The following is a 25,897-nucleotide window of genomic DNA, read 5'->3' as shown; positions in this document are numbered from 1 at the left end:
GATGGCAGTTATTACATATTTGGAAGCAATCCGTTCTGCGATGCAAGAGGAAATGCAGCAGGATGAGAACGTATTCGTCCTCGGGGAGGACGTAGGGAAAGGCGGAGTTCTCAACACGACTAAGGGTCTTCGCGCTATATTTGGCGAGGAGCGCGTAATGGATACGCCCCTGGCGGAATCAGCAATTGTTGGCGTAGCCATCGGCGCGGCGATGTACGGCATGAAGCCGATCGCTGAGATCCAATTTGCCGATTTTATTTTCCCGGCAACGAATCAAATCCTGAGCGAAGCTGCGAAAATTCGCTACCGCTCAAACAATGACTGGAGCTGCCCGATTGTCATTCGTGCGCCATATGGCGCCACTGGAGCGGGTGCGTTGTACCACTCACAATGTCCGGAATCCGTCTTCTTTGGCACGCCAGGTCTCAAAATTGTAGCGCCTTCGAATCCGTACGATGCTAAAGGCTTATTAAAAGCAGCGATTCGTGATGGCGACCCTGTCCTTTATTTTGAACATAAAAAATGCTATCTAGCGTTATCGGCAGATGTGCCTGATGAGGACTATATAGTTCCGATTGGGAAAGCGGATGTGAAGCGTCAAGGTACGGATATTACCGTCATCGCCTACGGCATGGTTGTCAATTATGTGCTTCAAGCCGCTGAGGAATTGGCGAAGGAAGGCATTTCAGCACATGTGCTTGATTTGCGTACCTTACAGCCGCTTGATCGCGAGGCGATTCTAGAAGCTGCTAGAAAAACAGGCAAAGTACTCATTACCCATGAGGACAACAAGACAGGCGGCGTCGGTGCGGAAGTATCCGCCATCATCGCGGAAGAGATGCTATTCGAGCTAGATGCGCCTATCGCAAGACTGTGCGGTCCAGATGTTCCTGCAGTAGGCAGCAATCCACCGATGGAGAAGTTTTTCCTGTTGAACGCTGATAAGCTGAAGGAAGCCATGCGACAGCTAGCTTTATTCTAGATCGTTGTTCTTATCTGTTGATCTTTCCCGAACTTAGGAGGTACTTGTATGAACCAAACCGGCCGCCTCACCGAGGTGACTGTTCCGCATTTGGCGGAAAGTCTCGTTTCGGCTACTATCGGCAAATGGCTGAAAAAGCCAGGCGATTATATTGAACAATATGACGTTCTATGTGAGCTATTCACAGAGAAAGTAAATACAGAAATGCCTAGCCCCATTGAGGGTAAGCTGATCAAAATCATTGTGGGCGATGGTGAAACGGCAGCAGTAGGCGAAGCGATCTGTGTTATTGAAGAGCCAGCTGACTCTTCGGCGGCCGCTTCAGCCACAACAGCAGCTGTCTCCGATGCGGCAGTCGTGTCCGAAGACGCGGATCAAAGCATGCGTGGCCGCTTCTCCCCAGCGGTCCACAGACTTGCCCAAGATAACCGTGTTGATTTGTCACGTGTAGCAGGGACAGGCCTTGGTGGACGCATTACCCGCAAGGATGTAGAGACCTTCATCGCATCAGGTGGAGCTAACGCGGCGCCTGCCGCTGTTCAAGCAATACCTGCAGCAACAGCCGTTGCAGCAGTCGCTGCAGAAGAGCCAGTGAGCCAGCCTGTGCGCAGCTCGGGTATCCATTTGTCAGCGAGTCCACAAACACCGTTGATCGAAGCAGAAGGCCACAACCTGGATGCACGGAATGAGCACTTCATTGATGTAACGCCAATGCGTAATGCGATTGCAACGAAAATGCGCCAAAGCGTTACAGAAATTCCGCATGCTTGGACGATGATTGAAGTTGATGTGACGAATCTGGTTGTCCTGCGTAACAAGGTGAAGGATGAGTTCATGCGCCGCGAGGGCATCAACTTGACTTACCTCGCGTTCATGCTGAAAGCTGTCGTCAACGCGATCAAAGATTATCCGATCATTAACTCCGTGTGGGCTGTAGATAAAATTATCGTGAAACGTGATATTAATATTTCGTTGTCCGTCGGGACGGAAGATTCCGTTATGACGCCAGTCATTAAGAAAGCTGATCAAAAAAATATCGCAGGTCTAGCAAGGGAAATTGATGAGTTGACGAAGAAGACACGTGCGGGGAAACTTTCGCTGAATGATATGGTCGGAGGTACATTTACTGTTAATAATACAGGCTCCTTCGGTTCGATTCTCTCGTATCCAATCATTAACTACCCGCAAGCAGCGATTGTGACCTTCGAATCGATCGTGAAGAAGCCTGTCGTAATTCAAGATATGATAGCGGTGCGTTCCATGGTTAACCTTTGCTTATCGCTCGATCACCGGATTCTGGATGGTGTGATCTGTGGAAGGTTCCTACAAAGAGTGAAAGAAAATCTAGAAAGCTACAACGCGGATACTAAAATTTACTAATGGTTTAAGACGTGAAAAACAATCCGGCTGTAAACAATATACTGGATAACAGCATAACGATGAGCATAATGTAAATAACGACTTTAAACCATTTCTTATTTTGTAGCACGGGGATTCACTCCTTTATCGTCCAAGCTTGTACCGTTTTATTGTAACTCAAAGTGTGTATCGGAGGAAAGTACATGATTCAACAAGATCGTTTAATCCAAGAGTTCATTTCCCTAGTTCAGGTGGATAGTGAAACGCGATTTGAGCAAGACATTTGTGTGGTTCTTAAAGAAAAATTCAGCCAGCTTGGCTTGAAGGTTGTCGAGGATGAGTCGATGGCCAAGAGCGGACACGGTGCAGGTAACCTAATCTGCACATTGGAAGCGACCGACAGTAACTCGGCGATTCCTACTATTTTCTTCACATCACACATGGATACGGTTGCTCCGGGCAATGGCATCAAGCCGCAAATTGGTGAAGATGGCTATATTCGCTCTGATGGAACAACGATCCTTGGCAGTGATGATAAAGCAGGAATTGCTGCTATGCTCGAAGGGATTCGCGTTCTGAAAGAACAAAACATCCCTCATGGCCGTATTCAGTTCGTCATTACCGCAGGTGAAGAAAGCGGTTTGAAAGGTGCTCGTGCAATGGAGCGTAGCAGCATGGAGGCCGAATATGGCTTCGCGCTTGATTCCAATGGGAACCTTGGCGCGATTGCAACGGCAGCACCTGGACGTGCGGAAATTGAAATCATTTTCCATGGTAAATCCGCGCATGCGGGTGTGAATCCGGAAGATGGCATCTCTGCTATTCAAGTAGCTAGCAAAGCCGTTTCACGTATGTCACTCGGCAGAATCGATAATGAAACGACTGCGAACATTGGCAGCTTTTCAGGCGTAGGTCCGCTAAACGTCGTATGCGATAAAGTGAAGATGGAAGCAGAAGCACGCAGTATTGTTCAGCACAAGCTTGAAGCGCAGATTGAAGCGATGAAGCAAGCCTGTGAATCCGCCGCTGCGGAAGCGGGCACTACCTGTGAGTTCCATGCCGATATCGTCTACGCATCCTATATGCACGATGATTCAGCGCCGATTGTCCAATTGACGTCTCGCGCGATGAGCACGATTGGTCTAACTGCGAATACGTTCCACTCCGGTGGTGGCAGTGACGCGAATATTTTCAACGGGATGGGAATTCCTACTGTGAATTTGGCCGTTGGTTATTTAGAGATTCATACGGTCAAAGAACGTATCGCGATCAGTGATCTCGTCAAAACCGCAGAACTCGTCGTTGCGTTAGTGAAAGAAGCAGCCAAGGTGTAAACCTTGGTACAATAAAAAACCGATTCGTCCGCCTGATGGCGCGGCTAATCGGTTTTCGTTTTATATAAGCAATGTCGAATAGTCGGTTAAATGGCTGCCACGGGGAACGGAAATATGCGAGTTGAATGCACCTGTACATTAGATTTTGAAAGGGTATGTATACCTGCCAGATAATCAGCTAATGTCATTTTAGGATCGCCTTGCTGAAGCATTTGTTGTAGTTGATGTTTGACCTCCCAGGCTTTGCCCACAAGTCGAATTTGCTTATCACTCACATAGCTCTTCATATCGGAGACCCTCTTTTCAGGAAAATATTTGATATAATGAACGATATGCTGAAAGTGGACAAGTTAGACCAATATACGAGGATGAGGTGCTCAAATGACAGAACATAAGAAGTTTGAAGAAGTGACGACGAGTAGTGAAATGATTTTCAAAGGCAAAATGATTTCCTTGCAAGTGGATCAGGTTAGATTGCCTAACGGAGGAACAGCTTCTCGCGAGATTGTGAAGCATCCAGGTGCTGTCGCGGTTATTCCGCTCTTAGGTGATAAAATGATCGTCGTTGAGCAGTACCGTAAGCCGTTAGAGAAGAGTCAGGTGGAAATCCCGGCAGGCAAGCTCGACAGTGGGGAGGAACCGTTAAAAGCGGCCTTACGTGAGCTTGAGGAAGAGACGGGGTATCGGACAGATAACATTCGTTTGATTAGTTCATTTTATACGTCACCTGGGTTTGCTGACGAAATTATCCACTTATACATTGCCGAGAATTTAGTGAAGGGTACAGCGAATCCGGATGAGGATGAATTCTTGGATTGTGAAGCATTAACTTTGGAGCAAGCTCAGCAGTATATGCGAGAAGGCCGCATCAGTGACGCCAAGACGATCATGGCTATTTATGCATGGCAGCTATATAAGTTAACTGGGCAGATCTAGATGTTGAAGGATTACTACGTTGATCTTCATATTCACATTGGTCGAACGGAGAAGGGCCAAGCTGTCAAAATTAGCGCAGCCAACAATCTCACATTTTTCAATATTGCTCATGAGGCTGCGAACCGAAAAGGGATGGAGATGATCTCCATCATCGATACCCATTCTCCTTCCGTCCAAGAGGAGATAATGATGTATTTGGATCAGGGAGAGATGGTGGAGCTTGAAGGCGGGGGGATTCGCTATCGGGATACGTCCATCATCCTAGGAAGCGAAATTGAAGTGAGGGACCCCGGGATGGGTCCAGCGCATGTATTGGCCTATATGCCGACCCTGCAAGTTATGCAGGAGTTTACGACATGGATGCGCCGGCATATGAAAAATGTGGAGCTGAGTTCTCAGCGCATCTACGTGCCTGCGCGTGCGCTTCAGGAAGAGGTGCTAGGCAGGGGAGGCATTCTCATCCCTGCGCACATCTTCACGCCGCACAAGAGCGTCTACGGCAGCGCTGTAAGCTGCATGAACGATTTGCTTGATGTGAAGCAGATACCAGCTGTTGAACTCGGTTTAAGCGCGGATTCAGACATGGCTGGATACATCTCGGAACTGGATGACTTCACTTACCTGACGAATTCAGACGCACATTCTTTAGCCAAAATAGGTCGCGAATACAATCAAATGCGGCTTGAAGCTCCGACCTTCGAGGAATTAGTCAAAGCACTTCAGCGTCAGGAAGGGCGAGGTGTCACGGCCAACTACGGTTTGAATTCACGCTTAGGCAAATATCACCGTACGTATTGCAGCGTGTGTGAAGCCGTGCTGGACGAAGGGGAAACGGCTGTCGAGCGTTGTGTGAATTGCGGCAGTCCCAAAATAGTTCGTGGTGTGATGGATCGGATCATGGCAATTGCTGATCGAGAGAGCTCCTATCAACCCAACCATCGTCCACCGTACCATTTCCAAGTGCCATTAGAGTACCTTCCTGGATTAGGGCCTAAGAAGCTGGAGCAGCTGCTAAGCCGGTTTGGTACGGAGATGCAGGTCTTGCATCGTGCGACGCCTGAAGAGCTGGAGACCGTCGTTGGTGAAGATATTGCTTCCTATATCGTAAAAGCACGGGAAGGGACATTAACACTTGAAGTCGGAGGCGGCGGAAAGTACGGCAAAGTGAAAAATCATTCATAGTTTCTTCATTTCACTCATAAGCTTGTCTTTGTAGAGGTTGTACAAGGAGGGAGTGGCGAGTGTGAATAGGAACTTAACGATGAAACAATATATGAAGGATAATTTGCCGTTATTTATATTCGTCTCTGTGCTCTTTGTCATTGGCGTTGTTTTTGGCGCGGTCATGGTAAATGCGCTTTCCTTGGAACAAAGGACCGAAATGACCCGTCATTTAGGCAGTTTTTTTCATGAAATTAACGAAGGTATTGAAATTGACAGCCAGCAATCGTTCAGTCAAGCATTTGGTATGCATATGAAATGGATTTTATTGATTTGGCTATTTGGTTTGTCAATTATTGGTTTACCACTGATCTTAGTACTGGATTTTCTAAAAGGTGTATTGATCGGCTTCACGGTTGGTTACTTGGTTGGTCAGATGTCGTGGAAAGGGATGTTATTTGCGCTAGTGGCCGTCGTTCCACAAAATTTAATCGTGATTCCAGCTATCTTATTTTGCAGTGTGGCCGCGATGTCATTCTCCCTCTATATGATTAAGCATAGAATCATGAGTAGGAATGGTAACATTTACCAACCTTTCATGAGATATACAACGATCACCTTAGCGATGGGAGGCTGCCTATTAGCAGCTGCATTATTAGAAGGATACTTCTCTCAATACATGATGAAATGGGTAACCCCAATGCTGGTGGGGGTTTATGGGTAATGAAATGAATTGTGATTGTGTTTGACTTTGTCAGTAAGCTCCCCCTATAATAAAAAGAGTGGCTAAAAATGGGCTAGGATGCCCACCTTTCTGAGGGGGAGGCATATGGAAACAAGGATCGAGAAAATTAAGCAACAACTGCAATCTCAGGGGTACAAGCTTACGCCTCAACGGGAAGCGACTGTTCGCGTTTTGTTGGAGAATGAACAAGATCATCTTAGTGCAGAAGACGTGTTTATGCTTGTGAAGGATAAGGCGCCAGAGATCGGTCTAGCAACTGTGTACCGTACTTTGGAGCTTCTGAGTGAGCTGCATGTCTTGGAGAAAATGAATTTTGGCGACGGTGTGGCCCGTTACGATTTGCGTGACGATAACTCACGTCATCATCACCATCATTTGATTTGCGTGCAATGCGGAGCCGTAGATGAAATAATGGAAGACTGGCTCGGACCTTTTGAAGAACGGTTAGAAGATGAATTTCATTTTCAAGTCCTAGATCATCGACTTGATTTTCAAGGTATATGCTATCGCTGTACCGAACGAGGGAAACCGGTCGCATTGGAGAAATCCCACTAACAGCATCCGTAAGGAAGCTGTTCAACTTATGAAAATGCCTGTATGCCGTCAATTGCATACAGGCATTTTTGTGTTTGGATCATATCATAATTAGTAGATAGGTAATTACTTTCCGTCACATAATTGGCAAGGGAGTCAGGGTACATTATAGACGTATGAACAGAAGGAAGAAGGTGGCGAGTGTGTTGAAACCATGCCTAGTCGTTGGAGTTCCTAAAGAAATCAAGAACAATGAAAATCGTGTCGCCTTGACGCCAGGCGGTGCAGGGATGATGCAAATGTCCGGTCATCGCGTGTTAGTAGAAACGGGTGCTGGCATCGGCAGTGGATTTTCGGATGAGGATTATAAACAAGAAGGTGCGACGATTGTTGCGCAGGCAGCGGATGTGTGGGCTCAAAGCGATATGATCATGAAAGTGAAAGAGCCTCTGCCTGCCGAGTATGGCTATTTCAAAGAAGGTCAGATGCTTTTCACGTATTTGCATTTAGCTGCGGCTGGCGATCTGACAGCTCAGTTATTAGAGAAGAAAGTAACAGGCATAGCTTACGAGACCATTCAGCTGCCGAATGGGTCACTGCCATTGCTGACTCCAATGAGTGAAGTAGCCGGACGGATGTCTGTGCAAATAGGCGCTCATTATCTCGAGAAGTTTTATGGTGGCCGCGGGATTCTACTTGGCGGTGTTCCCGGTGTTCCACCGGCAGATGTCATTATTCTAGGCGGCGGGATTGTAGGCACGAACGCAGCCAAAATGGCGCTAGGGCTTGGTGCTAATGTGGTTATCATTGAGCGAAGCGCGGATCGTATGCGAGCGTTGGATGACATATTCGGAGGTCATCTCCGTACGTTGATGTCCAATCCGTATAATATTGCGAGCGCGGTGCAGAAGGCGGATCTGCTCATTGGCGCGGTTCTCATTCCAGGAGCGAGAGCACCGCGATTAGTGACGTCAGCGATGGTGCAGAGCATGAAACCAGGAGCCGTCATCGTAGATGTTGCCGTCGATCAAGGCGGATCCATCGAAACGATTGATCGCGTGACGACCCATAGTGATCCGACTTATGAGAAGTTCGGTGTGCTTCATTATGCAGTAGCTAATATGCCAGGCGCTGTACCACGAACCTCAACGCTCGCTTTGACGAATGTGACGTTGCCCTATGCCTTGGAGTTGGCTAATAAAGGCTTCACACAAGCCTTGGCGGAGAATTACACCTTGCAGCTAGGTGTGAACACGTACAAAGGCAGTGTCACCCATCCAGCGGTAGCTGAAGCGCTTGGCATGCCTTACACCAAATTGATCGACTTGTCATAATCATAGGCCGAGCCTCATATTCTGTACCTAAGAACGGGATAGAACATGGGGGACGGGCTATGATTTTTTCCTATCGAAAATTAATTGTTCGCTTACAGTATATTTTGGTTTTTGTAGCGTTGACGGTCATTTTATATCAAGTATTGCTTGCCATATCCGGTTGGATTCAGCCTGTGAACAAGTATAAAGCGCCAACGGGAAAATCTGTTAAGGTATTTGGACAAAGCGAGCATGTTTCGTTTGATTCGAATTCGATGAGTGAACGATTGCGTTTGTTCTATTGGTACGGTGAGTAAAGCGAAAAATAAAGGAATTTCTCCTATCCTCGTGGAATGCTATACGTTGGAAGTTAATAAGCAGATATAGCAGGTAAACGAGGGAGAGACTGACATAATGACGAGTGAGCTACAATCCTTCATCCGATTTCTGACGACTGAACGAGGGCTTTCACGAAATACACTCGAATCCTACGAAAGAGATCTCCTTCAATTTGTTACTTATCTCGAGGCGCAAGGTGTTACAAACTGGCGAGATACAGGAAAAATGCAAATTGCAGGTTATTTATCACAGTTAAAAACGCTCGGACGAGCTTCCGCTACCCTATCACGAATTCGCGTATCCTTACGCTCCTTTTTTCAATATATGGTGAAAGAACGACTCCTTGATTCGGATCCTTCGGTATTCGTCGAGGTACCTAAGCTGGAAAAAAGGCTTCCCAAAATACTAAGCATACATGAGGTTGAAAAGCTGCTTGAGGCGCCTCAGTCTGAGCAAGTGAATGGTGCAAGGGATAAAGCTATGCTTGAATTACTTTACGCTACGGGGATTCGTGTATCAGAACTTGTCTCATTGAATGTGGCCGATGTGAATTTAGAGATGGGCTTCATTCGATGTATCGGCAAAGCTGAAAAGGAGAGAATGATCCCTTTAAGCGGTATTGCCATCCGGATATTGGAGACGTATATAACGCAATATCGGTTCAAACTGTTAAAAAGATCGGCAGATGAAGATGCCCTCTTTATTGGCCATTTGGGTACTCGGATGACGAGGCAGGGGTTTTGGAAGATTATGAAGCGGTATGCGCTGGAAACCGAGATTACAAATGAAATTACACCGCATACGCTAAGACATTCCTTCGCTGCTCATTTAATCGAAAATGGCGCTGATCTGCGATCCGTTCAGGAAATGCTAGGACATTCCGATATTTCATCAACACAGCTATATGTTCAGGTGACGAAGCTCAAAATGAAGGATGTTTATAATCGAGCTCACCCTAGGGCTCATTTATAATCACTTGACGGAGACACAGCGGCAATTCCAAATGGAATGGCTGCTGTTTTGCATTCACGGGATGGAAGTGGGATAATGAAGGGTGGATATCATTAACATTAAGGATTGATTTGGAGGGACATCGGTGCGCTTTGAACGAATTAGTTTAATCGTATTGGATAGTGTAGGCATCGGAGAATTACCGGATGCTGAACAGTTTGGCGACCTTGGAGCACACACACTTGGTCATATAGCGGATAAAGTTAGCGGCTTTGCGCTGCCCCATTTGCAGCAAATGGGATTAGGTAATATTGCAGATATTCAGGGTATTCCCCCTGTCTCATCACCAGAAGGTTATTATGGCAAAATGGCAGAGGTGTCTGTTGGCAAGGATACGATGACGGGGCATTGGGAGTTGATGGGGCTTCGGATATCTACACCATTTAAGGTGTTTCCTGACGGTTTCCCAGAAGCCTTGATCTCGCAATTTGAGCAAGAGACAGGCCGGAAGGTCATCGGGAATAAACCAGCTTCGGGTACTGAGATCTTAGACGAGCTTGGCGAGGAGCAGATGAAGACAGGCGCATGGATTGTCTATACATCTGCCGATAGTGTGTTCCAATTGGCTGCACATGAAGAGATCATTCCGTTAGAAGAGTTATATCGCGCTTGCGAAATCGCTAGAAGATTAACTATGCAGGATGAGTTTGCAGTGGGACGCGTGATAGCTCGACCTTATCTGGGTACCCCAGGAGCATTTAAGCGTACTCCGAATCGACATGATTATGCGGTCAAGCCTCCCGCGCCTACCGTGATGAATCAACTGAAGGATGCGGGATGGGATGTCATTGCGATTGGCAAAATTAATGATATCTTTGACGGCGAAGGGGTGACGAAAGCGACCTCCACGAAAAGCAATCTGGATGGCATTCAGCAGACGATAGACGTGCTGGGAACATCGTTTAAAGGACTTGCTTTCACAAACCTGGTTGATTTCGATTCCCTGTACGGTCATCGTCGTGATCCAGAAGGTTATGGACGAGCTTTGGAGGAATTTGACGCTTATGTGCCGCAACTGAAGGCGGGACTAGGTCCCAATGACCTGCTTATATTAACAGCGGATCATGGGAATGACCCTGTTCATGCGGGGACAGATCATACTCGCGAGTATGTCCCGGTCTTGCTGTATAGCCCGAGCTTCCAATCGCCAGTTTCCTTGGGGATTCGGGGAACATTCGCTGATTTGGGCGCAACGATCGCTGAGAACTTCGGCGTAGAACCAACCAAGCATGGTGAGAGCTTCCTGCACCTTTTGAAATAAGTAATTCTTAATTTTATTGAGGAGGCATGATTACATGTCAGGTACATCGATGATGCAAGATATTCAAGAAGCAGCAGCATTTATTAAAAAAGAAACGAATATTACACCACAAATTGGTCTTATTCTCGGTTCAGGTCTGGGTGTCCTTGCGGATTTGATTGAGCAGCCCATCGTAATTGACTACTCCCGTATTCCACATTTCCCGGTCTCTACCGTTGAAGGACATGCAGGTGAGCTAGTTGTAGGATCCATTAAAGGGAAGCAAGTTCTTATGATGAAAGGACGTTTTCATGCGTATGAAGGCTACGGGGCTGAAACGGTTTCGTTCCCAGTACGTGTAATGAAAGAGCTTGGCGTAGAGACACTGATTGTTACCAATGCTGCAGGCGGGATTAATGAATCTTACCAAGTTGGCGATCTTATGGTCATCAGCGATCATTTGAATATGACATTCCGCAATCCGTTGATTGGACCAAATGATTCAGCGCTAGGCGTTCGTTTCCCTGATATGTCGGAGGCATACAGCAAGCGCCTGCGCAAGCTAGCGCACGATGTTGCAGCTACACAAGATTTTAAACTGCAAGAAGGTGTATACGTGGGTCTACTCGGACCTAACTATGAAACGCCTGCTGAAATTCGCATGTTCCGCACCCTAGGCGGAGACTCCGTAGGGATGTCAACCGTTCCAGAGGTTATCGTCGCTCGTCACGCGGGCATTGAGGTACTTGGCTTCTCTTGCATTTCCAATATGGCTTCGGGCATTCTAGATCAACCGCTATCCCATGCAGAAGTGATGGAGACGACTGAGAAGGTTAAACCGAAGTTTTTGAAGCTAGTCCTAGGCATCATCGAGGCGCTCTAAGCAGAAAAGGAGATTATCATGACATTGTCTTACATACAAAAAATTAACGAAGCAGCAAGCTTCATACAATCGCGTTTAGGCGGTGTTGCACCATCCATCGGACTTGTTCTAGGTTCCGGTCTTGGCGACATGGCGAATCAAGTTGAGCAGCCCATAGCTATTGACTATAGTGAAGTTCCACATTTCCCTGTATCGACCGTTGAGGGCCATGAAGGCCGTTTTGTTGTTGGTACACTGGAAGGCAAACAAGTTATCGTTATGCAAGGCCGTTTTCATTATTATGAAGGCTACGATATGAAAAAAGTTGTGTTCCCTGTATACGTTATGAAAGCGATCGGGGTACAGACGGTTGTGATGACGAACGCGGCGGGTGGGATGAATCGTTCATTCCAAGCCGGGGATTTGATGTTGATTAGTGATCATATTAATATGACGGGGGACAATCCGCTTATAGGGCCGAATCATTCGGAGCTTGGTGTGCGTTTTCCTGATATGTCAGAAGCGTATAATCGCGAATATCGCAGCCTAGCTCGTGAGTTGGCATCTTCCGTAGTTGGAGAGGACGGCGTTCCACTCAAGCTGCAAGAAGGTGTATATGCAGGAATTACAGGTCCTACTTACTGCACACCCGCAGAATTGACGATGCTGGCACGTATTGGTGGTGACGCGATTGGCATGTCTACAGTAGGTGAAGTTATTGCAGCGCGCCATGCTGGGCTTAAGGTACTCGGTATTTCATGTATTACGGATATGGCCATTGGCGAAGAACTTGAACCCTTGACGCATGAACAGGTTGTGGCTGTTGCGAATCGAACGAAGCCAAAATTTATTGCTTTGGTGAAAGCATTTGTTCGCGAGGTTCATTTGCGATAAATTGGATCGGGAAAATGAGCCCTCTTTTATGATTTCACGCGCCCTAAGACCTATCCTTTGTGCGGGACACATGGTAGAATATAGTTAATTAGAACTATATTCAAGGCAATCTATCTATGAGAGATTACCTACTCCATACAAGGATGTGTTGGCGCATGTCAATCCCTGGGCTCATGGTGGCCAATTGCCCGCGTTGCGGGAAAGTATTTCAGAGAAATTTACGCAATCAGTGCACGGCATGCAGCACGAACATTCATGATCTATTGAACAATTGCATCGATTTTCTTATTAGGAATGCTCGTTCTACGAATGATCAGGTTTGCGATGCGACAGGTGTATCCAATCTACAATTACAAGTATGGATGAAAGAAGGAAAGCTGCAGCTTTCCGATTATCCAAATTTGAATTACCAATGTGCGTCATGTGCAGAGCCCATTCGTCAACACAAGTTATGTGTGGCATGCGGTACCCGGATCAGTCGCGATATCAGACAGCTCAATGAGAGCGGAGCGGCTCGTACCATGAAGCAACCGGAATTGAAACAACAGGGAGCTACGCGTGGCTTTCAAATTGGTGATCGATGGAATCGCGTGTAAATTACACGGGAATGGGTAATAGTAAGTGGGAGATCAGTTCACAAATTCGTCACGGAATAGTCAAAGTTTTGCCACGTACTAGATATGGGATTATTCTCTGATGTTAGGTAGAATAGATGAAGTGAACACATGATGAGGGGGATATGCATGCAAAAGTGGATTTTCTTTGTACTATTTATACTTGCGGGCGCATTGGGGCTGGGAGTCCTCTTTCAAGATATTTCTGATCGCCAAGAGGCACAGGAAGCCGAGGCTGCCGCTGGTAAAATGCAACAGCTGAAATTAGTTGCTTCAAACTGGCAGTTTGATACGCCAGAGTACACGATCAAAAAAGGTGAGCCTACGAAAGTATCTTTATCTTTAAAAGAAGGCGTACATGCGGTTGAAATTGTTGGATTGGACATTAAACTCGACAAAGAAAACCCTTCGAAGGAAATTACTTTCGATAAACCAGGTACATATGAAATCGATTGTGTTCTTCCTTGCGGCGAAGGACATGCGAAAATGAAATCCAAACTAATTGTACAATAATCTTCATAGATGACAGTTAAGAGGGGGCTTATTAGCTCCCTTTTTTCCATTTTCCTTTTTGTTGATGTATGATGCTTATTAAAGGAGGTATTCTCATGAGAATGGTTGATTTAATACATAAAAAGCGTGTCGGTGATGCGCTAACCAATCAAGAAATTACGTTTATTATTAATGAATATACGGCTGGGAATGTCCCCGATTATCAAATGTCTGCCTTCTTAATGGCGACTTTCTTAAACGGCATGACGGATGAAGAAACTTCCTACCTTACGTTAGCGATGGCGGGATCCGGTGAAATGATTGATCTGTCTGCAATTGCCGGTGTGAAAGTCGATAAACATTCAACTGGTGGCGTGGGTGATAAAGTAAGCCTCATCGTAGGTCCAGTTGTCGCTTCTCTTGGCATCCCTGTGGCTAAAATGTCAGGAAGAGGTTTGGGACATACAGGCGGTACGTTAGATAAGCTGGAGTCGATTCCAGGCTTTCAAATTGAATTATCGAAAGAAGCGTTTATCGAAGCGGTTAACACGAATAAAATTGCGATTGTCGGTCAGAGTGGTAATTTGGCTCCTGCAGATAAGAAAATTTATGCTTTGCGGGATGTAACGGCAACGGTCGATTCAATACCATTGATAGCCAGCTCCATCATGAGTAAGAAAATTGCCTCTGGCGCTGAAGCGATTGTTTTGGATGTGAAAATCGGCTCCGGCGCTTTCATGAAAACAGTCGAGGATGCGCGGGTGCTTGCACGAACGATGGTGGATATCGGAACCCGCTTGAATCGAAAAACAATTGCGATGATTACCGATATGGATCAGCCGCTTGGCCGCGAAATCGGAAATGCGAATGAAATTCGAGAATCCATCGAAGTACTGCGCGGAACAGGAGACAAGGATCTAACGGAAGTTGCGATTTCTGTTGCTGCTTATATGGCAGTCCTTGGCAAGGTGTTCACCTCCTTTGAGGAGGCAGAGAAAGCTGTACGTGACATCATCTCCAAGGGGAAGGCGTTAGACACGCTCAAGCGCTTTATTGCCAGCCAAGGCGGCGACTCGCGTGTTGTTGATCAGCCTGAACTGTTGCCAACGGCAGCATATCAAATCGAGGTTAACGCACAGCAGGCTGGCTTCATTAACGAGATTCAAGCTGAAAATATCGGAATTGCGGCTATGCTGTTAGGCGCGGGACGGGCGAAGAAGGAAGACTTGATCGATTATGCAGTTGGACTCACGTTGAATAAGAAAATTGGGGATGCAGTTCAAGTGGGGGAATCCATTTGTACCATCCATGCAAATCGACTAGATGTGGTTGAGGTTGAAGCTATGATTATTGATGCTTATAAGATTACCTCAACGCAGCCAGCACTGAAGCAATTGATTTACGATGTAATCGAATAGTAAACGTTGCGAGAAGAGCACTTTCCCAAGGGAAGGTGCTTTTTTGTTATGGGTTATTTTCACCCTCATGGAATAATTTACAGGGATTTCGTCAACACTGATTAGCAGTCATTCATGCTGCAAAATGCCAAACTTTCACTTCATACATCTCAGGAGGGGTACAATTGCTATGCGAAAAAAAGGGCTAATCAGTTTCATTTGTTTACAACTAGGTGTGATGCTGGTCCTGCCAGCGATTTATGCGGCGGAAACTAAGGTACAGCCAGTTGATTTAACACCGAATGCGCTATCTGCTGTTCTTATGGATGCGGATACCGGTACGGTGATCGCGGAGAAAAATAAGGACGCGAAGCTTCCACCAGCGAGTATCACGAAAATTATGACGATGCTGTTGATTATGGAAGCAATCGACAAGGGCACCATCAAAATGGATGAAAAAGTCAGTGTTAGTGAATATGCAGCTTCAATGGGCGGCTCGCAAATTTTCTTAGAGCCTGGTGAACAAATGTCTGTTCAGGAAATGCTGAAGGGGATCGCAATGGCTTCTGGCAATGATGCTTCTGTAGCCATGGCTGAGAAAATAGCCGGCTCAGAAGAAAATTTTGTTGCCATGATGAATGAGCGTGCAGGTCAGCTTGGCATGAAGAATACGCATTTCTCTAACTGTAATGGACTTCCAGTTGCTAATCACTACACAACGGCAAATGATATCGCCATAATGTCGAGAGAGCTGCTTAAGCACGAAGGGATTACGAATTTTACGGGTGCATACCAAGATTATTTAAGAAAAGACTCACCTAAGCCATTCTGGCTTGTGAATACCAATAAGCTAGTACGCTTCTATAGTGGCGCTGATGGTTTGAAAACAGGCTATACCAGCGAAGCTAAGTTCTGTTTGTCTGCAACAGCGAAAAGGGACAATTTACGGGTCGTGGCTGTCGTACTAGGTGAACCTAATACCAAAACGCGGAACGCAGAAGTAACGAAGCTGTTTGATTATGCGTTTGCGCAATACACGAATTACCCTTTATTCAAAACTGGCGATAGTTTGGGTAATTTTACGATAAATAAAGGGCAAGTCTCGACAGTTCCATTAGTTGCGAAGCAAAACTATAGCATCTTAATGAAAAAAGGGACAGACACGGCGAATATCCGACATGAATTGCAGCTTGACCCTAGCTTGAGAGCTCCTGTAAGCCAAGGCCAACCGATTGGTAAAATTATGGTTTACAACGGGGATACTGTCTTAGCGGAGTACCCATTAGAGTCACCTCAAGCCGTTGATAAAGCCTCATGGTGGAAGCTGTTTAAGCGGACAACCTCGCAGTTATTCACCACGGATTAGCTAATTAGCCGATTATTTTGCCTACTTTTAGCGGTTTTCTTCTAGTTTTGTCGGGTGGCAGGAAATACCAGAAGCCTTGTAGAAACTAGTGTTCATGACCTGAAGGGAGTGAACATATTGGGCCTGCAAATCGAGTTTGAGCAAGGTAGAAGAGCGCTGATTGTTAGATTGAAAGGCGAGTTGGATCATCATGCAGCGGATAGTGTGAAGGCGAGGATGGAGGATGCGATTGCTAAGGAGCAAACGCACCACGTGATTCTTAGTTTGAAAGATCTCTCCTTCATGGATAGCTCAGGGCTTGGCGTCATTCTTGGTCGTTACAAGCAAATCACGAGCAAAGGCGGCAAAATGGTCGTCTGTGACGTATCACCGGCCGTTTATCGTTTGTTCGAGCTTTCGGGTATGTTTAAGATCGTATCGATTCAAGAGAATGAGCGTAATGCGATGTCCAGTTTGGAGGTTGCATTATGAGTGAAAGAAACTTCATGACGTTGCAATTTGCCAGCCGTTCAGAGAATGAAGCCTTTGCGCGAGTAGCTGTGGCCGCATTCGTGTCACAATTAGATCCAACTTTAGATGAATTGACGGATATCAAAACGGTTGTGTCAGAAGCCGTAACGAATTCGATTATACATGGTTATAACAATAAAACGGATGGTGTCATTACCATTTCAGCTGAAATTGATGATGACACGATTCGGTTAATGATTGAAGATAAGGGCGAAGGTATTGCTGATCTAGAGCAAGCGAAGGAGCCCCTGTACACATCTAAACCAGAACTCGAACGTTCTGGAATGGGGTTTACAATTATGGAAAATTTCATGGACGAAGTGGAAGTTGTGACGGCCGTCGGAATCGGAACGAAAATAAACATGTTGAAGCGAATTGAATCTAAAAAAGCTTTATACAATTAGGGGTAGGATCTATGGATGTTGATCTGAAGCATGCTTCTCATAGTTATTTAGACGATTCGGAAGTCAAACGGTTAATCGCCCTCAGCCAATCCGGAGATGGACTCGCTAGAGAAACACTTGTCAGCTGCAATATCCGTTTGGTGTGGTCCGTGGTTCAGCGCTTTTTGAACCGTGGTTACGAAGCCGAAGACTTGTTCCAGATCGGATGCATTGGACTTCTTAAGTCCGTGGATAAATTCGATCTTTCGTATGATGTAAAGTTCTCAACCTACGCAGTACCGATGATAATTGGAGAAATCCAACGGTTCCTGCGGGATGATGGGACGTTGAAGGTAAGCCGCTCTCTCAAGGAGCTTGCGAACAAAATTCGCAAGACGAAGGATGAGCTCTCAAAGCGCTTGGGCAGACTGCCGACCATTAAAGAAGTTGCCGAGGAGCTTATGATTACGCCGGAGGAGGTCGTATTCGCGCAAGAAGCGAATAAACCGCTCTCGTCGATTCATGAGACCGTGTTTGAGAATGATGGAGACCCCATTACGCTCATGGACCAAATTTCGGATGAATCCGGGGAGAAATGGTTCGAGAAGCTAGCCTTGAATGAGGCGATTGGGACGCTTTCTGAGCGAGAACGACTTATTGTCTATCTCCGTTATTTCCGTGATCAGACGCAATCGGAGGTCGCGAGCAGACTAGGCATATCGCAAGTGCAGGTATCGCGTTTGGAGAAAAAGATTTTGCAATCGATTAAAGATCAGATTGCTCAATAACCGCTCCAATAAAACCAAATTGGGAATGAATAAACCGTGCTCCTATGGGAGGACGGTTTTTCAGTGTATAAATTGATAGCCGCTAATTTCCCAAGAGCATCTCGAGGGCGATGAGCGGCTTGTTTATACTTCGTACACCAAACTCTTACCTACCGAACGGAATAACGGTCAACGGTATAAAATCTTACGCAGTAAATCCCGCATAAACCTACGAGGGAATAGACGATACGACTTAACCCTGAAGATTCACGGTGTGAATCCCCTCCCAGTAAGGAAGAAACTAAATCCCATTCGAAAAGCCCAACTAGAAGCCAATTCAGCGCACCGATGATGACGAGTGTTAGCGCGAATTTTGCCATGTTATCACCTTCTTTTTATGGAATAAGTAATCGTATTCCCTATTTAACATGCCTTGCCAAAACCGAGTTTATGCATGGAGAATTTACCAAATCTCGAATTGATTACGCGAAGGAAAGATTTTGCATACTATTTCTATACATGGACGACTGTAGGCAGAATTGTCATTGTTAAGCTCTGAGAGGGGTGAACCATGGTCCAGGTAGTTAACAAATATTTGTACATTCGACTGCGCCGCAAAGCGCGTATACGCAAAGGTCAAATCGTGAGACTGCACCATATTGCACAGCTATTTGTGGAGCCTGAATATGAACAAGCCCTGAACGAATTGGTCATACATCAACCTCAGCAAGAGGATGGAAATCGGGTGCTCATCGATATGCTTTTGATCATTCGTAAAGTGAAGAAACGGTTTCCCGAGCTCCAGGTTGAACATTTTGGAGAACCTCATGTGCTGTTAGAAATATATACCGACAATAAAAAAGCAAATCCACTTCTCATCGGGATTGTGTGGCTGCTTTTATTTATTGGTTCAGGGCTGGCTATTATGAATTTCCACGCAGATGTCTCGATGCTAGACGTTCATCAGCGTATTTATGAGTTAATGACGGGGAAAAAGGTGGAACATCCGCTGATTTTGCAAATTCCTTATTCGCTTGGTATCGGCGTAGGGATGGTACTCTTCTTTAATCACTTGTTTAAAAAGAAATTTAATGAAGAGCCGAGTCCATTAGAAGTTGAAATGTTTATGTATCAAGAAAACATTAATCATTATGTGATAACTGAAGAGTATTCGAAAATCCATGATGAAGGTGAAACGAAGTGATTACGCTGCTTGGGGAGGCTTTCCTAGCCGCTTTTATCGGGCTAGCTGGGGGGATAACGGTTGGCAGTGGTATGGTTGCTTTTTTAGTTGTGCTGGATATTATTCCTAGACTAGCACAAATCACTCGGTCATTTTCCAAAATCCGCGCGTATGAAGCAGCAGTTGTACTAGGTTCATTGGTGTTTACTTGGGTGGATTTCAGTGATTTGCATATGCATTTATTTCCGATGGGAGCTGCGTTGGTTGGTTTATTTGCAGGGTGTTTCGTAGGCTTACTTGCCGCAGCATTGACTGAAATCGTCAATGTACTGCCGATATTGGCTAAACGAGTAGGGATGGATTCCTATCGGATCATGTTATTAATGGCCATGATTTTCGGTAAAGTTGTTGGCTCCTTATTTGAATGGTTATTTTATTAACGGGCAGAGGAAGGTGGCGCACCAATGAAATTTATAGTTAAAAATGGTCAACACAGTGACCACGAGAACTTGCAAGAATTACAGGACGACGAGAAACAAGGTAATGAAGAAGGGAATCAAGAAGAAAAGCTAGCTGTCGATGAGGAAGGGAATTTATCGGCCTATAATCCGATTACAAATATGACACCGGAAGAGAAGGCACTGAAGATTGAAGAAGATATTCCTAAGAATCTTCATGATGTGCAGCGTGTTTTGGAAGAGCGGGTCGGCTTGAATCGAAGTTTTGATCTTGTGATGAGAGAGATGGTGTTTGGCTCTAAACGCGTTGGCATCTTTTACTGCAACGGGTTCGCCAAAGATACGGTGTTGACGGACATTATCACTCGTCTGACCTATGCAGATAGTGAGGCAGTGGCCCATCATACCTTGGAAACTTTTATTGAAAAACTGATTCCACATATTCAAGTGAAGCATTATACGAAAATGTCTGAGATTGTTGGACAAGTGTTAATGGGTGGGACTGCCTTCTTTATCGAGGGAGTCACTACGGCCATTGCCGTTGATGCGAAAAGCTTTCCTGTCCGCTCCATTGCTGAACCGGATTTGGAACGTGTCGTTCGAGGCTCACGCGATGGTTTCGTCGAAACGCTCCTCGTGAATGTTACGCTCGTCAGACGCCGCATTCGTGATGAGCGTTTTAAACTAGAAATCATGCAGATCGGAAAGCGAACGAAGACAGATGTCTGTATCGGATATATTAATGACATTGCGGATGCGAATCTCGTCCAAACGATTAAAGACAAAATGAAACAAGTAGAGATTGATGGTCTGCCATTAGGGGAGAAACAATTAGAGGAAATGATCGTAAATAAGGGATGGAATCCATATCCCATGGTGCGCTATTCAGAGCGGCCAGACGTGGTCTCTGCACATCTACTTGAAGGTCATGTCTGTATATTTGTGGATACCTCTCCAAGCGTCATGATTTTGCCGACGACCTTTTTTCATCATGTACAGCATGCTGAGGAATATCGGAATACACCGTTTATCGGCACGTATTTAAGGTGGGTTCGCTTTGCTGGGATTATGATGTCCATCTTCTTGCTTCCACTCTGGTATCTGATGGTGATGGAGCCTTCCTTAAAGCCAGCGGGCTTAGAATTCCTTGGACCACAGAAGGAAGGGACCTTACCGCTCCTGCTGCAATTCTTGATTGCAGATATTGGGATTGACCTCATGCGAATGGCCGCGGTGCATACCCCGTCACCGCTTGCAACCGCGATGGGTTTGGTGGCGGCGATACTAGTTGGAGACATTGCGGTAAAGACAGGACTCTTCATCAATGAAGTCATCCTCTATCTAGCTCTGGCTTCCATCGGGATGTTCGCTACACCTAGTTATGAATTAGGGTTAGCGAATCGAATCGTGAGGCTAGCCTTATTAATAACGGTGTCTATTTTTGGAGTTCCCGGCTTTGTAATTGGCTCCACCTTATGGCTCATCCTATTGGCCATGAAGAAGTCCTATGACGCCCCCTATATGTGGCCGTTTATCCCATTTAATGCCAAGAGCTTTTTCTCTATCTTACTGCGCCGTCCAGTACTCGCTAGCAAAACAAGACTTAGCATTACCAAGCCAATTGATGGTACCCGTCAACCTAAATCATAACGCACTAAATGGGCTGGAATTATCCAGCCCATTTTTGTTTGTTCTAGGCGCATGTATTGTCAAATACGCGTTCACTATGGTACTTTTATTAGTATGTATGCGACCTCTTTAGCGGAATTTGGCATAGGGAAGGTTCAAGTAGAGAGGGGAAAATATAGCTATGTATTTACATGGTACCAGTAGAATAAATGACCAAGGCCATCTCGAAATCGGCGGTGTCGATACGACGAAGTTGGTTGCCGAATTCGGCACGCCTCTCTATGTATTTGATGAGACACTTGTGCGTCAGCGTTGTCGTGAGTTCGTCGAAGCTTTTGGGGCTTCTGGGCTGAAGTTTCAAGTAGCCTATGCAAGTAAAGCGTTTTGCGTAATGGCTATGTGCCGCATTGTGGAAGAAGAAGGTATGTCGTTGGACGTTGTATCCGATGGCGAGCTATATACAGCGCTTCAAGCGGGTTTCCCTGCTGAACGTATTCACTTCCACGGCAATAACAAAACCATCTCTGAGATGGAAATGGCAATTGATGCCAAAATTGGCTGTTTCGTTGTGGATAACTTTATCGAGCTGCAGATGTTAAATGCGATTGCGGCGGAGAAACGCCAAAAGGTGAAAATTTTATTGCGGATTACGCCAGGTGTCGAGGCGCATACGCATGAATATATTTCAACAGGTCAAACAGATTCCAAATTCGGTTTCGATTTGGGGAACGGCTCCGCATTCCGCGCGATTGAGGAGGCTTCTCAGCTTTCTAATCTAGACCTATTGGGCATTCATTCGCATATTGGCTCGCAGATTTTCGAAGTTGAAGGCTTCCGTATTGCAGCCGAGAAGATGGCTGAATTCGCCATTCACGTACGCACAGAATTAGATGTCACTTTCAAAGTAATTAACCTGGGCGGCGGCTTTGGGATTCGATATGTTAGTGAAGATACACCACTTCCCGTTGCTGTGTACGTCAAAGCGATTACGGATGCAATCAAAACGAACTTCGGCAGCAACGGTTACCCACTTCCTGAGATTTGGGTTGAGCCTGGCCGCAGTATCGTTGGCGACGCAGGGACGACGCTTTACACGGTCGGTACAACGAAGGATATTCCCGGTGTACGTAAGTATGTGGCTGTAGATGGGGGCATGACTGACAACCCGCGTCCAGCACTGTACGATGCTGTATATGAAGCGGGACTCGCTAATCGCGCTGCAGAGCAGCCAGCTGAGGTAGTTTCGATTGCCGGCAAATGCTGTGAAAGCGGCGATATGTTGATCTGGGATGTGAATCTGCCGAAGGTAGCAGCTGGTGATATTTTGGCTGTATCGAGTACAGGAGCTTACAACTATTCGATGGCTAGCAACTATAACCGCATTCGCAGACCTGGTGTTGTTTTCGTCAAAGATGGTCAGAGCGACCTTGTCGTGAAACGCGAATCTTTTGATCAAATCGTTGGCAATGACGTGATTCCGGCGAGAATGAAACAAGTAAGCAAGACGATATAATTGCATCATGAAATGAGCAGGAGGCCCCTTCGTTACGGAGGGTTCCTTCTTCTGTTTGTGTAATGCAGTCATTCATAGTAGAATAAGATATTATTTCCTAAAGGAGTGAACCACATAATGGCAAAACAAGCAAAAATTCAACTAGCAGGTGGCGGAGAGGTAATCATCGATCTTTTTGAGAAAGATGCACCGAACACTGTCGCTAACTTTGAAAAACTAGCAAACTCTGGTTTCTACAACGGACTAGTATTTCACCGTGTTATTCCAGGATTCGTAGCACAAGGTGGTTGCCCAACTGGAACAGGAACTGGTGGCCCTGGCTACCAAATCAACTGTGAAATCAACCCGAACAAACATGAGCGTGGCTCCCTAGCTATGGCACATGCTGGTCGTAATACTGGTGGAAGCCAGTTCTACATCGCTTACCAACCACAACCGCATTTGGATGGTGGACACACAGTGTTCGGTAAAGTATCCAAAGGTATGGAGCTTGTTGATGCGTTCAAAGGCAAAGACAAAATGGAAAAAGTCGAAGTTGTAGAAGTATAATTTCAAACGTAATTACAAGCATACGAAACTGCTCAGACTAAGGTCTGGGCAGTTTTTTGTATGTAGTATTTGTGTGAAATTAGAGGGGGAAAGTAGCGCGGAAGGAGGGAAATAATTTATCTAGTCCTGTTTTTCCTGTGAATAAATGGATTTTCTGCAGTTAATTTCAGGCATTTTAAATGAAATGAGCTTCAGCGGCAGAAATAACTACATATTTTCCATTTAAATCAAATTTTGAGGATTATCCCCCAGGATTAACTGTAGATTTTACAGTTATTTGTGATTCCAGAACCGCCAACTCTTAACTCCTCCACCACCAGCAATTCTGATCCAATTGAATCAGATGTTATTTAGGATCACGATGAGTTGTTGAATGGGCAATGTAATCTTTGGAATTAGCGTATAATGCCTAAACAAACGATCAGAACCTATCACTAAGTGGATACGTCAAATTGAAAAAGGGGTTCGTGTGAAAGGTGATGTGCAGTTGAAAAAGCATTGGATAACGTATATAAGCACAGGTGTAATGCTTGTTTTGCTCTGTGTATTGGCTCGACCAGCAGGAAAAGAGTTGAGGCTGCCTGTTCAAAATTCACAAAAAGTGGCCTTGATGTCCGATGAACTACGAGTCAATTCAGCTACAGAAGCGGATAGGACGCCTTTGATCGAGCAGCTTAAGTGGGAGCTTAACCAGTTACATGAACCTATTCGTGACATGACGAAGTGGTTACAGACGTTGGTCGTCCCTTACGATACTGAGAAAGAACCGTTAAATGTCATTCAGACAGATCTGGATCAGGATGGGGTTTCGAATGAATGGGTTGTTGTGCTGTATGAGGATAGGCTAGATGAACAAACTGGCGTGGTGCAGGAACGAAAGTCATATGGGGTTATCATTGATTTTATGGAAGGCAAGTTCACCTTGCAAAGTTTGGAATTTTCATCTGTCAATAACGGCCGAACAAAGATCATGACCATTATGGACCTTACAGGTGATAGCAAACCCGAAGTAGTATGGGTGTCAACAAATAGCGGAGCACATACCACTTTTTCCACGTATACCGTGTCTGCATGGTTGGATAGGAAACTTGAAACATATAGGGGGTCAGCAGTAATAGCTAGTGTATCCAAAGCGGAAATTAGGGATAAAAAGCTGCTGCTTTCTGGAGGACTAATCGGTTCAGTTGGCGCGGGGCCATGGCAGAAGGAATTTACTGAGGCGTATTCAATTAGTGGTAATGAGCTCAAGCGGACTCAAAGAGTCTATACACAGTCGCCTACACCTTATCACCGACTAATAAGCGGGTTGTGGGCTGAATCGTACGGTTACATCGAACAGGCGTTGCGTGATTATACGGAAGCTGCTGAGATGCAAGCTGTTTCCTACAAGGAATACGCTTTTATTTTTGAACGCGAGTGGGTAGAGGGTGGCATAAAGACCGGTCAAGAAGCGGAGTTCGATCGGATGATCAAACGTTTTGCACAGCTGAGGAAGGAACTGCTGACAGAGGTATCACAAGGCGTTGATCCGGCAAATGCATGCGTTGAAGTAAAGAAGAAGGCTGGTTTTGACGCGGCTTGGTTGCCTTACCTGAATGCGCCTGCTGGTTATGCGAATCCACATTGGGAAGAAGGAACGATTTGTTCGGATGTTGCAGTTTTAGAACAATGAATAACATAAACGTAATCATATACAGAGGTTCCGGTCCACTTGGGATTTAAGGCAATTTCTAAATTTATCTAATTACTTTCGTGAATTATTCGGAGTTACACCTCTAGATTAACGGAAAGCTAAGAAATAATCGGGAGTTAGAATAGGAAGTAAAACCAATAATTCCGATAATTTTTATCAGAAAAAATGAAAAAGACCTTGCAATTTTCATGCGTGAGTGATAAATTTTTGTTTAATAAAGAAATTAGTAGCTAAGGTTTAGTTACTACTTCTTTTATAGTATGCAAAACCTTCGGGGCGTGGTGAAATTCCACACCGGCGGTGATTCGCACACATGTATATGGTTGCGATCAGTCCGTGACCCGTTGTGAAGCTAGCGGTACCTGACAACAGCTTCGCTACGGTTGACCTGGTGTAACTCCGGGACCGACAGTATAGTCTGGATGGGAGAAGGAAAATGCGAATGCCAAATTCGCTAGCATGCTTGTTCATTTTTTCACATTAACAAAAATTCGGCAGGTCTGTCTGTAAAGACTTCCTAGTCGGTATTGTTTGATTTGATCAAAAATGCAACAGGCGTATTAGCTGGTGTTTATTCGTGTTATCTAAACAATCTCTGGCCCCCATCCGAAAGCGGAAGGGGCTTTTTTGCAT

The 25,897-nt window shown here is 45.5% G+C and carries 29 protein-coding genes and 1 riboswitch; of the genes, 26 read left to right on the top strand and 3 right to left on the bottom strand.

The features are described 5' to 3' along the window. Position 1: 1 nt before the first annotated feature. Both AC58QG_RS09095 and AC58QG_RS09090 read left to right on the top strand, forming a co-directional pair. Complete coding sequence (locus tag AC58QG_RS09095) at positions 2-982, top strand: alpha-ketoacid dehydrogenase subunit beta (RefSeq protein ID WP_497361742.1); 981 nt, start codon at positions 2-4, stop codon at positions 980-982. A gap of 48 nt (positions 983-1,030) precedes the next feature. Next, entirely contained in the window at positions 1,031-2,362 is a 1,332-nt protein-coding gene (locus AC58QG_RS09090) for a dihydrolipoamide acetyltransferase family protein (protein ID WP_497361741.1), read from the top strand. 4 nt (positions 2,363-2,366) lie between these two features. Here the strand turns inward: AC58QG_RS09090 and prli42 are convergent, their stop codons facing one another. Next, entirely contained in the window at positions 2,367-2,471 is a 105-nt protein-coding gene (gene prli42, locus AC58QG_RS09085; protein ID WP_497361740.1) for a stressosome-associated protein Prli42, read from the bottom strand. A gap of 73 nt (positions 2,472-2,544) precedes the next feature. Between prli42 and AC58QG_RS09080 the strand changes: the two genes are divergently transcribed. Next, the gene (locus AC58QG_RS09080; RefSeq protein WP_497361739.1) at positions 2,545-3,675 is read left to right on the top strand and encodes a M20/M25/M40 family metallo-hydrolase; all 1,131 of its coding nucleotides are present in this window, start codon (positions 2,545-2,547) and stop codon (positions 3,673-3,675) included. Between the two features lie 86 nt (positions 3,676-3,761). Here AC58QG_RS09080 and mciZ read toward each other — a convergent pair whose 3' ends face one another. Beyond that, positions 3,762-3,962: a Z-ring formation inhibitor MciZ gene (mciZ, locus tag AC58QG_RS09075; RefSeq protein ID WP_497361738.1), complete on the bottom strand. Its 201-nt coding sequence runs from the start codon at positions 3,960-3,962 to the stop codon at positions 3,762-3,764. A 94-nt stretch (positions 3,963-4,056) separates the two neighbouring features. On the opposite strand from mciZ, the gene AC58QG_RS09070 reads away from it, so the two are divergent. The 17 genes from AC58QG_RS09070 to sigF all read left to right on the top strand — a co-directional run bounded on the left by AC58QG_RS09070 (position 4,057) and on the right by sigF (position 18,260). Further along, positions 4,057-4,611 carry an NUDIX hydrolase gene (locus tag AC58QG_RS09070; RefSeq protein WP_497361737.1) on the top strand — a complete coding sequence of 185 codons (555 nt, stop codon included), beginning with the start codon at positions 4,057-4,059 and terminating at the stop codon, positions 4,609-4,611. Further along, positions 4,612-5,793: an endonuclease Q family protein gene (locus tag AC58QG_RS09065; RefSeq protein ID WP_497361736.1), complete on the top strand. Its 1,182-nt coding sequence runs from the start codon at positions 4,612-4,614 to the stop codon at positions 5,791-5,793. It abuts the gene before it with no gap. 79 nt (positions 5,794-5,872) lie between these two features. Next, the gene (gene spoIIM, locus AC58QG_RS09060) at positions 5,873-6,496 is read left to right on the top strand and encodes a stage II sporulation protein M (RefSeq protein ID WP_497361735.1); all 624 of its coding nucleotides are present in this window, start codon (positions 5,873-5,875) and stop codon (positions 6,494-6,496) included. Between the two features lie 105 nt (positions 6,497-6,601). After that, positions 6,602-7,072, top strand: a complete 471-nt coding sequence (gene fur, locus AC58QG_RS09055; protein ID WP_497361734.1) for a ferric iron uptake transcriptional regulator — start codon at positions 6,602-6,604, stop codon at positions 7,070-7,072. Positions 7,073-7,227: 155 nt separating this feature from the next. Further along, a complete protein-coding gene (gene ald, locus AC58QG_RS09050) occupies positions 7,228-8,385 on the top strand; it encodes an alanine dehydrogenase (RefSeq protein WP_497361733.1) in 1,158 nt (385 codons plus the stop codon). Positions 8,386-8,444: 59 nt separating this feature from the next. After that, complete coding sequence (locus AC58QG_RS09045; RefSeq protein ID WP_497361732.1) at positions 8,445-8,681, top strand: DUF4227 family protein; 237 nt, start codon at positions 8,445-8,447, stop codon at positions 8,679-8,681. Positions 8,682-8,778: 97 nt separating this feature from the next. Beyond that, positions 8,779-9,675: a site-specific tyrosine recombinase XerD gene (gene xerD / locus AC58QG_RS09040; protein ID WP_497361731.1), complete on the top strand. Its 897-nt coding sequence runs from the start codon at positions 8,779-8,781 to the stop codon at positions 9,673-9,675. A 124-nt stretch (positions 9,676-9,799) separates the two neighbouring features. Beyond that, on the top strand, positions 9,800-10,975 hold the full coding sequence (gene deoB / locus AC58QG_RS09035) for a phosphopentomutase (protein ID WP_497361730.1): 1,176 nt from the start codon (positions 9,800-9,802) through the stop codon (positions 10,973-10,975). Positions 10,976-11,009: 34 nt separating this feature from the next. Beyond that, on the top strand, positions 11,010-11,837 hold the full coding sequence (locus AC58QG_RS09030) for a purine-nucleoside phosphorylase (RefSeq protein WP_497361729.1): 828 nt from the start codon (positions 11,010-11,012) through the stop codon (positions 11,835-11,837). A gap of 18 nt (positions 11,838-11,855) precedes the next feature. Further along, complete coding sequence (locus AC58QG_RS09025; protein WP_497361728.1) at positions 11,856-12,710, top strand: purine-nucleoside phosphorylase; 855 nt, start codon at positions 11,856-11,858, stop codon at positions 12,708-12,710. A gap of 155 nt (positions 12,711-12,865) precedes the next feature. Continuing rightward, positions 12,866-13,306, top strand: coding sequence for a flagellar protein (locus AC58QG_RS09020; RefSeq protein ID WP_497361727.1), 441 nt, complete (start codon positions 12,866-12,868; stop codon positions 13,304-13,306). Between the two features lie 147 nt (positions 13,307-13,453). Further along, positions 13,454-13,837, top strand: coding sequence for a cupredoxin domain-containing protein (locus tag AC58QG_RS09015; RefSeq protein ID WP_056614567.1), 384 nt, complete (start codon positions 13,454-13,456; stop codon positions 13,835-13,837). Between the two features lie 95 nt (positions 13,838-13,932). After that, positions 13,933-15,234 (top strand): pyrimidine-nucleoside phosphorylase, encoded by a 1,302-nt coding sequence (locus AC58QG_RS09010; protein ID WP_497361726.1) that lies wholly within the window; start codon positions 13,933-13,935, stop codon positions 15,232-15,234. 169 nt (positions 15,235-15,403) lie between these two features. Then, entirely contained in the window at positions 15,404-16,579 is a 1,176-nt protein-coding gene (locus tag AC58QG_RS09005) for a D-alanyl-D-alanine carboxypeptidase family protein (protein ID WP_497361725.1), read from the top strand. Between the two features lie 117 nt (positions 16,580-16,696). After that, a complete protein-coding gene (gene spoIIAA / locus AC58QG_RS09000; protein ID WP_497362816.1) occupies positions 16,697-17,050 on the top strand; it encodes an anti-sigma F factor antagonist in 354 nt (117 codons plus the stop codon). Beyond that, entirely contained in the window at positions 17,047-17,493 is a 447-nt protein-coding gene (gene spoIIAB, locus AC58QG_RS08995; protein ID WP_497361724.1) for an anti-sigma F factor, read from the top strand. The genes spoIIAA and spoIIAB overlap by 4 nt, the downstream gene beginning before the upstream one ends. A gap of 11 nt (positions 17,494-17,504) precedes the next feature. Then, positions 17,505-18,260, top strand: a complete 756-nt coding sequence (sigF, locus tag AC58QG_RS08990) for an RNA polymerase sporulation sigma factor SigF (RefSeq protein WP_028554229.1) — start codon at positions 17,505-17,507, stop codon at positions 18,258-18,260. A gap of 149 nt (positions 18,261-18,409) precedes the next feature. Here the strand turns inward: sigF and AC58QG_RS08985 are convergent, their stop codons facing one another. Further along, the gene (locus tag AC58QG_RS08985; protein WP_497361723.1) at positions 18,410-18,619 is read right to left on the bottom strand and encodes a DUF378 domain-containing protein; all 210 of its coding nucleotides are present in this window, start codon (positions 18,617-18,619) and stop codon (positions 18,410-18,412) included. 191 nt (positions 18,620-18,810) lie between these two features. Between AC58QG_RS08985 and AC58QG_RS08980 the strand changes: the two genes are divergently transcribed. The 6 genes from AC58QG_RS08980 to AC58QG_RS08955 all read left to right on the top strand — a co-directional run bounded on the left by AC58QG_RS08980 (position 18,811) and on the right by AC58QG_RS08955 (position 25,243). Next, on the top strand, positions 18,811-19,443 hold the full coding sequence (locus AC58QG_RS08980) for a stage V sporulation protein AA (RefSeq protein ID WP_497361722.1): 633 nt from the start codon (positions 18,811-18,813) through the stop codon (positions 19,441-19,443). Between the two features lie 5 nt (positions 19,444-19,448). Continuing rightward, positions 19,449-19,862, top strand: coding sequence for a stage V sporulation protein AB (locus AC58QG_RS08975; RefSeq protein WP_497362815.1), 414 nt, complete (start codon positions 19,449-19,451; stop codon positions 19,860-19,862). A gap of 24 nt (positions 19,863-19,886) precedes the next feature. After that, positions 19,887-21,530 (top strand): spore germination protein, encoded by a 1,644-nt coding sequence (locus tag AC58QG_RS08970; RefSeq protein ID WP_497361721.1) that lies wholly within the window; start codon positions 19,887-19,889, stop codon positions 21,528-21,530. Positions 21,531-21,690: 160 nt separating this feature from the next. Next, positions 21,691-23,022, top strand: coding sequence for a diaminopimelate decarboxylase (gene lysA / locus AC58QG_RS08965; protein WP_497361720.1), 1,332 nt, complete (start codon positions 21,691-21,693; stop codon positions 23,020-23,022). A gap of 117 nt (positions 23,023-23,139) precedes the next feature. Beyond that, positions 23,140-23,571, top strand: coding sequence for a peptidylprolyl isomerase (locus AC58QG_RS08960; RefSeq protein ID WP_310223365.1), 432 nt, complete (start codon positions 23,140-23,142; stop codon positions 23,569-23,571). Between the two features lie 487 nt (positions 23,572-24,058). After that, positions 24,059-25,243 carry a hypothetical protein gene (locus AC58QG_RS08955; RefSeq protein ID WP_497361719.1) on the top strand — a complete coding sequence of 395 codons (1,185 nt, stop codon included), beginning with the start codon at positions 24,059-24,061 and terminating at the stop codon, positions 25,241-25,243. A gap of 284 nt (positions 25,244-25,527) precedes the next feature. After that, positions 25,528-25,702, top strand: a riboswitch (FMN riboswitch). The last annotated feature ends 195 nt before the right edge of the window (positions 25,703-25,897 follow it).

The sequence above is a fragment of the Paenibacillus sp. J22P169 genome, from assembly GCF_059691995.1.
The sequence above is the reverse complement of the archived record's forward strand: the minus strand, read 5'-3'. Positions and strand labels throughout refer to the sequence as shown.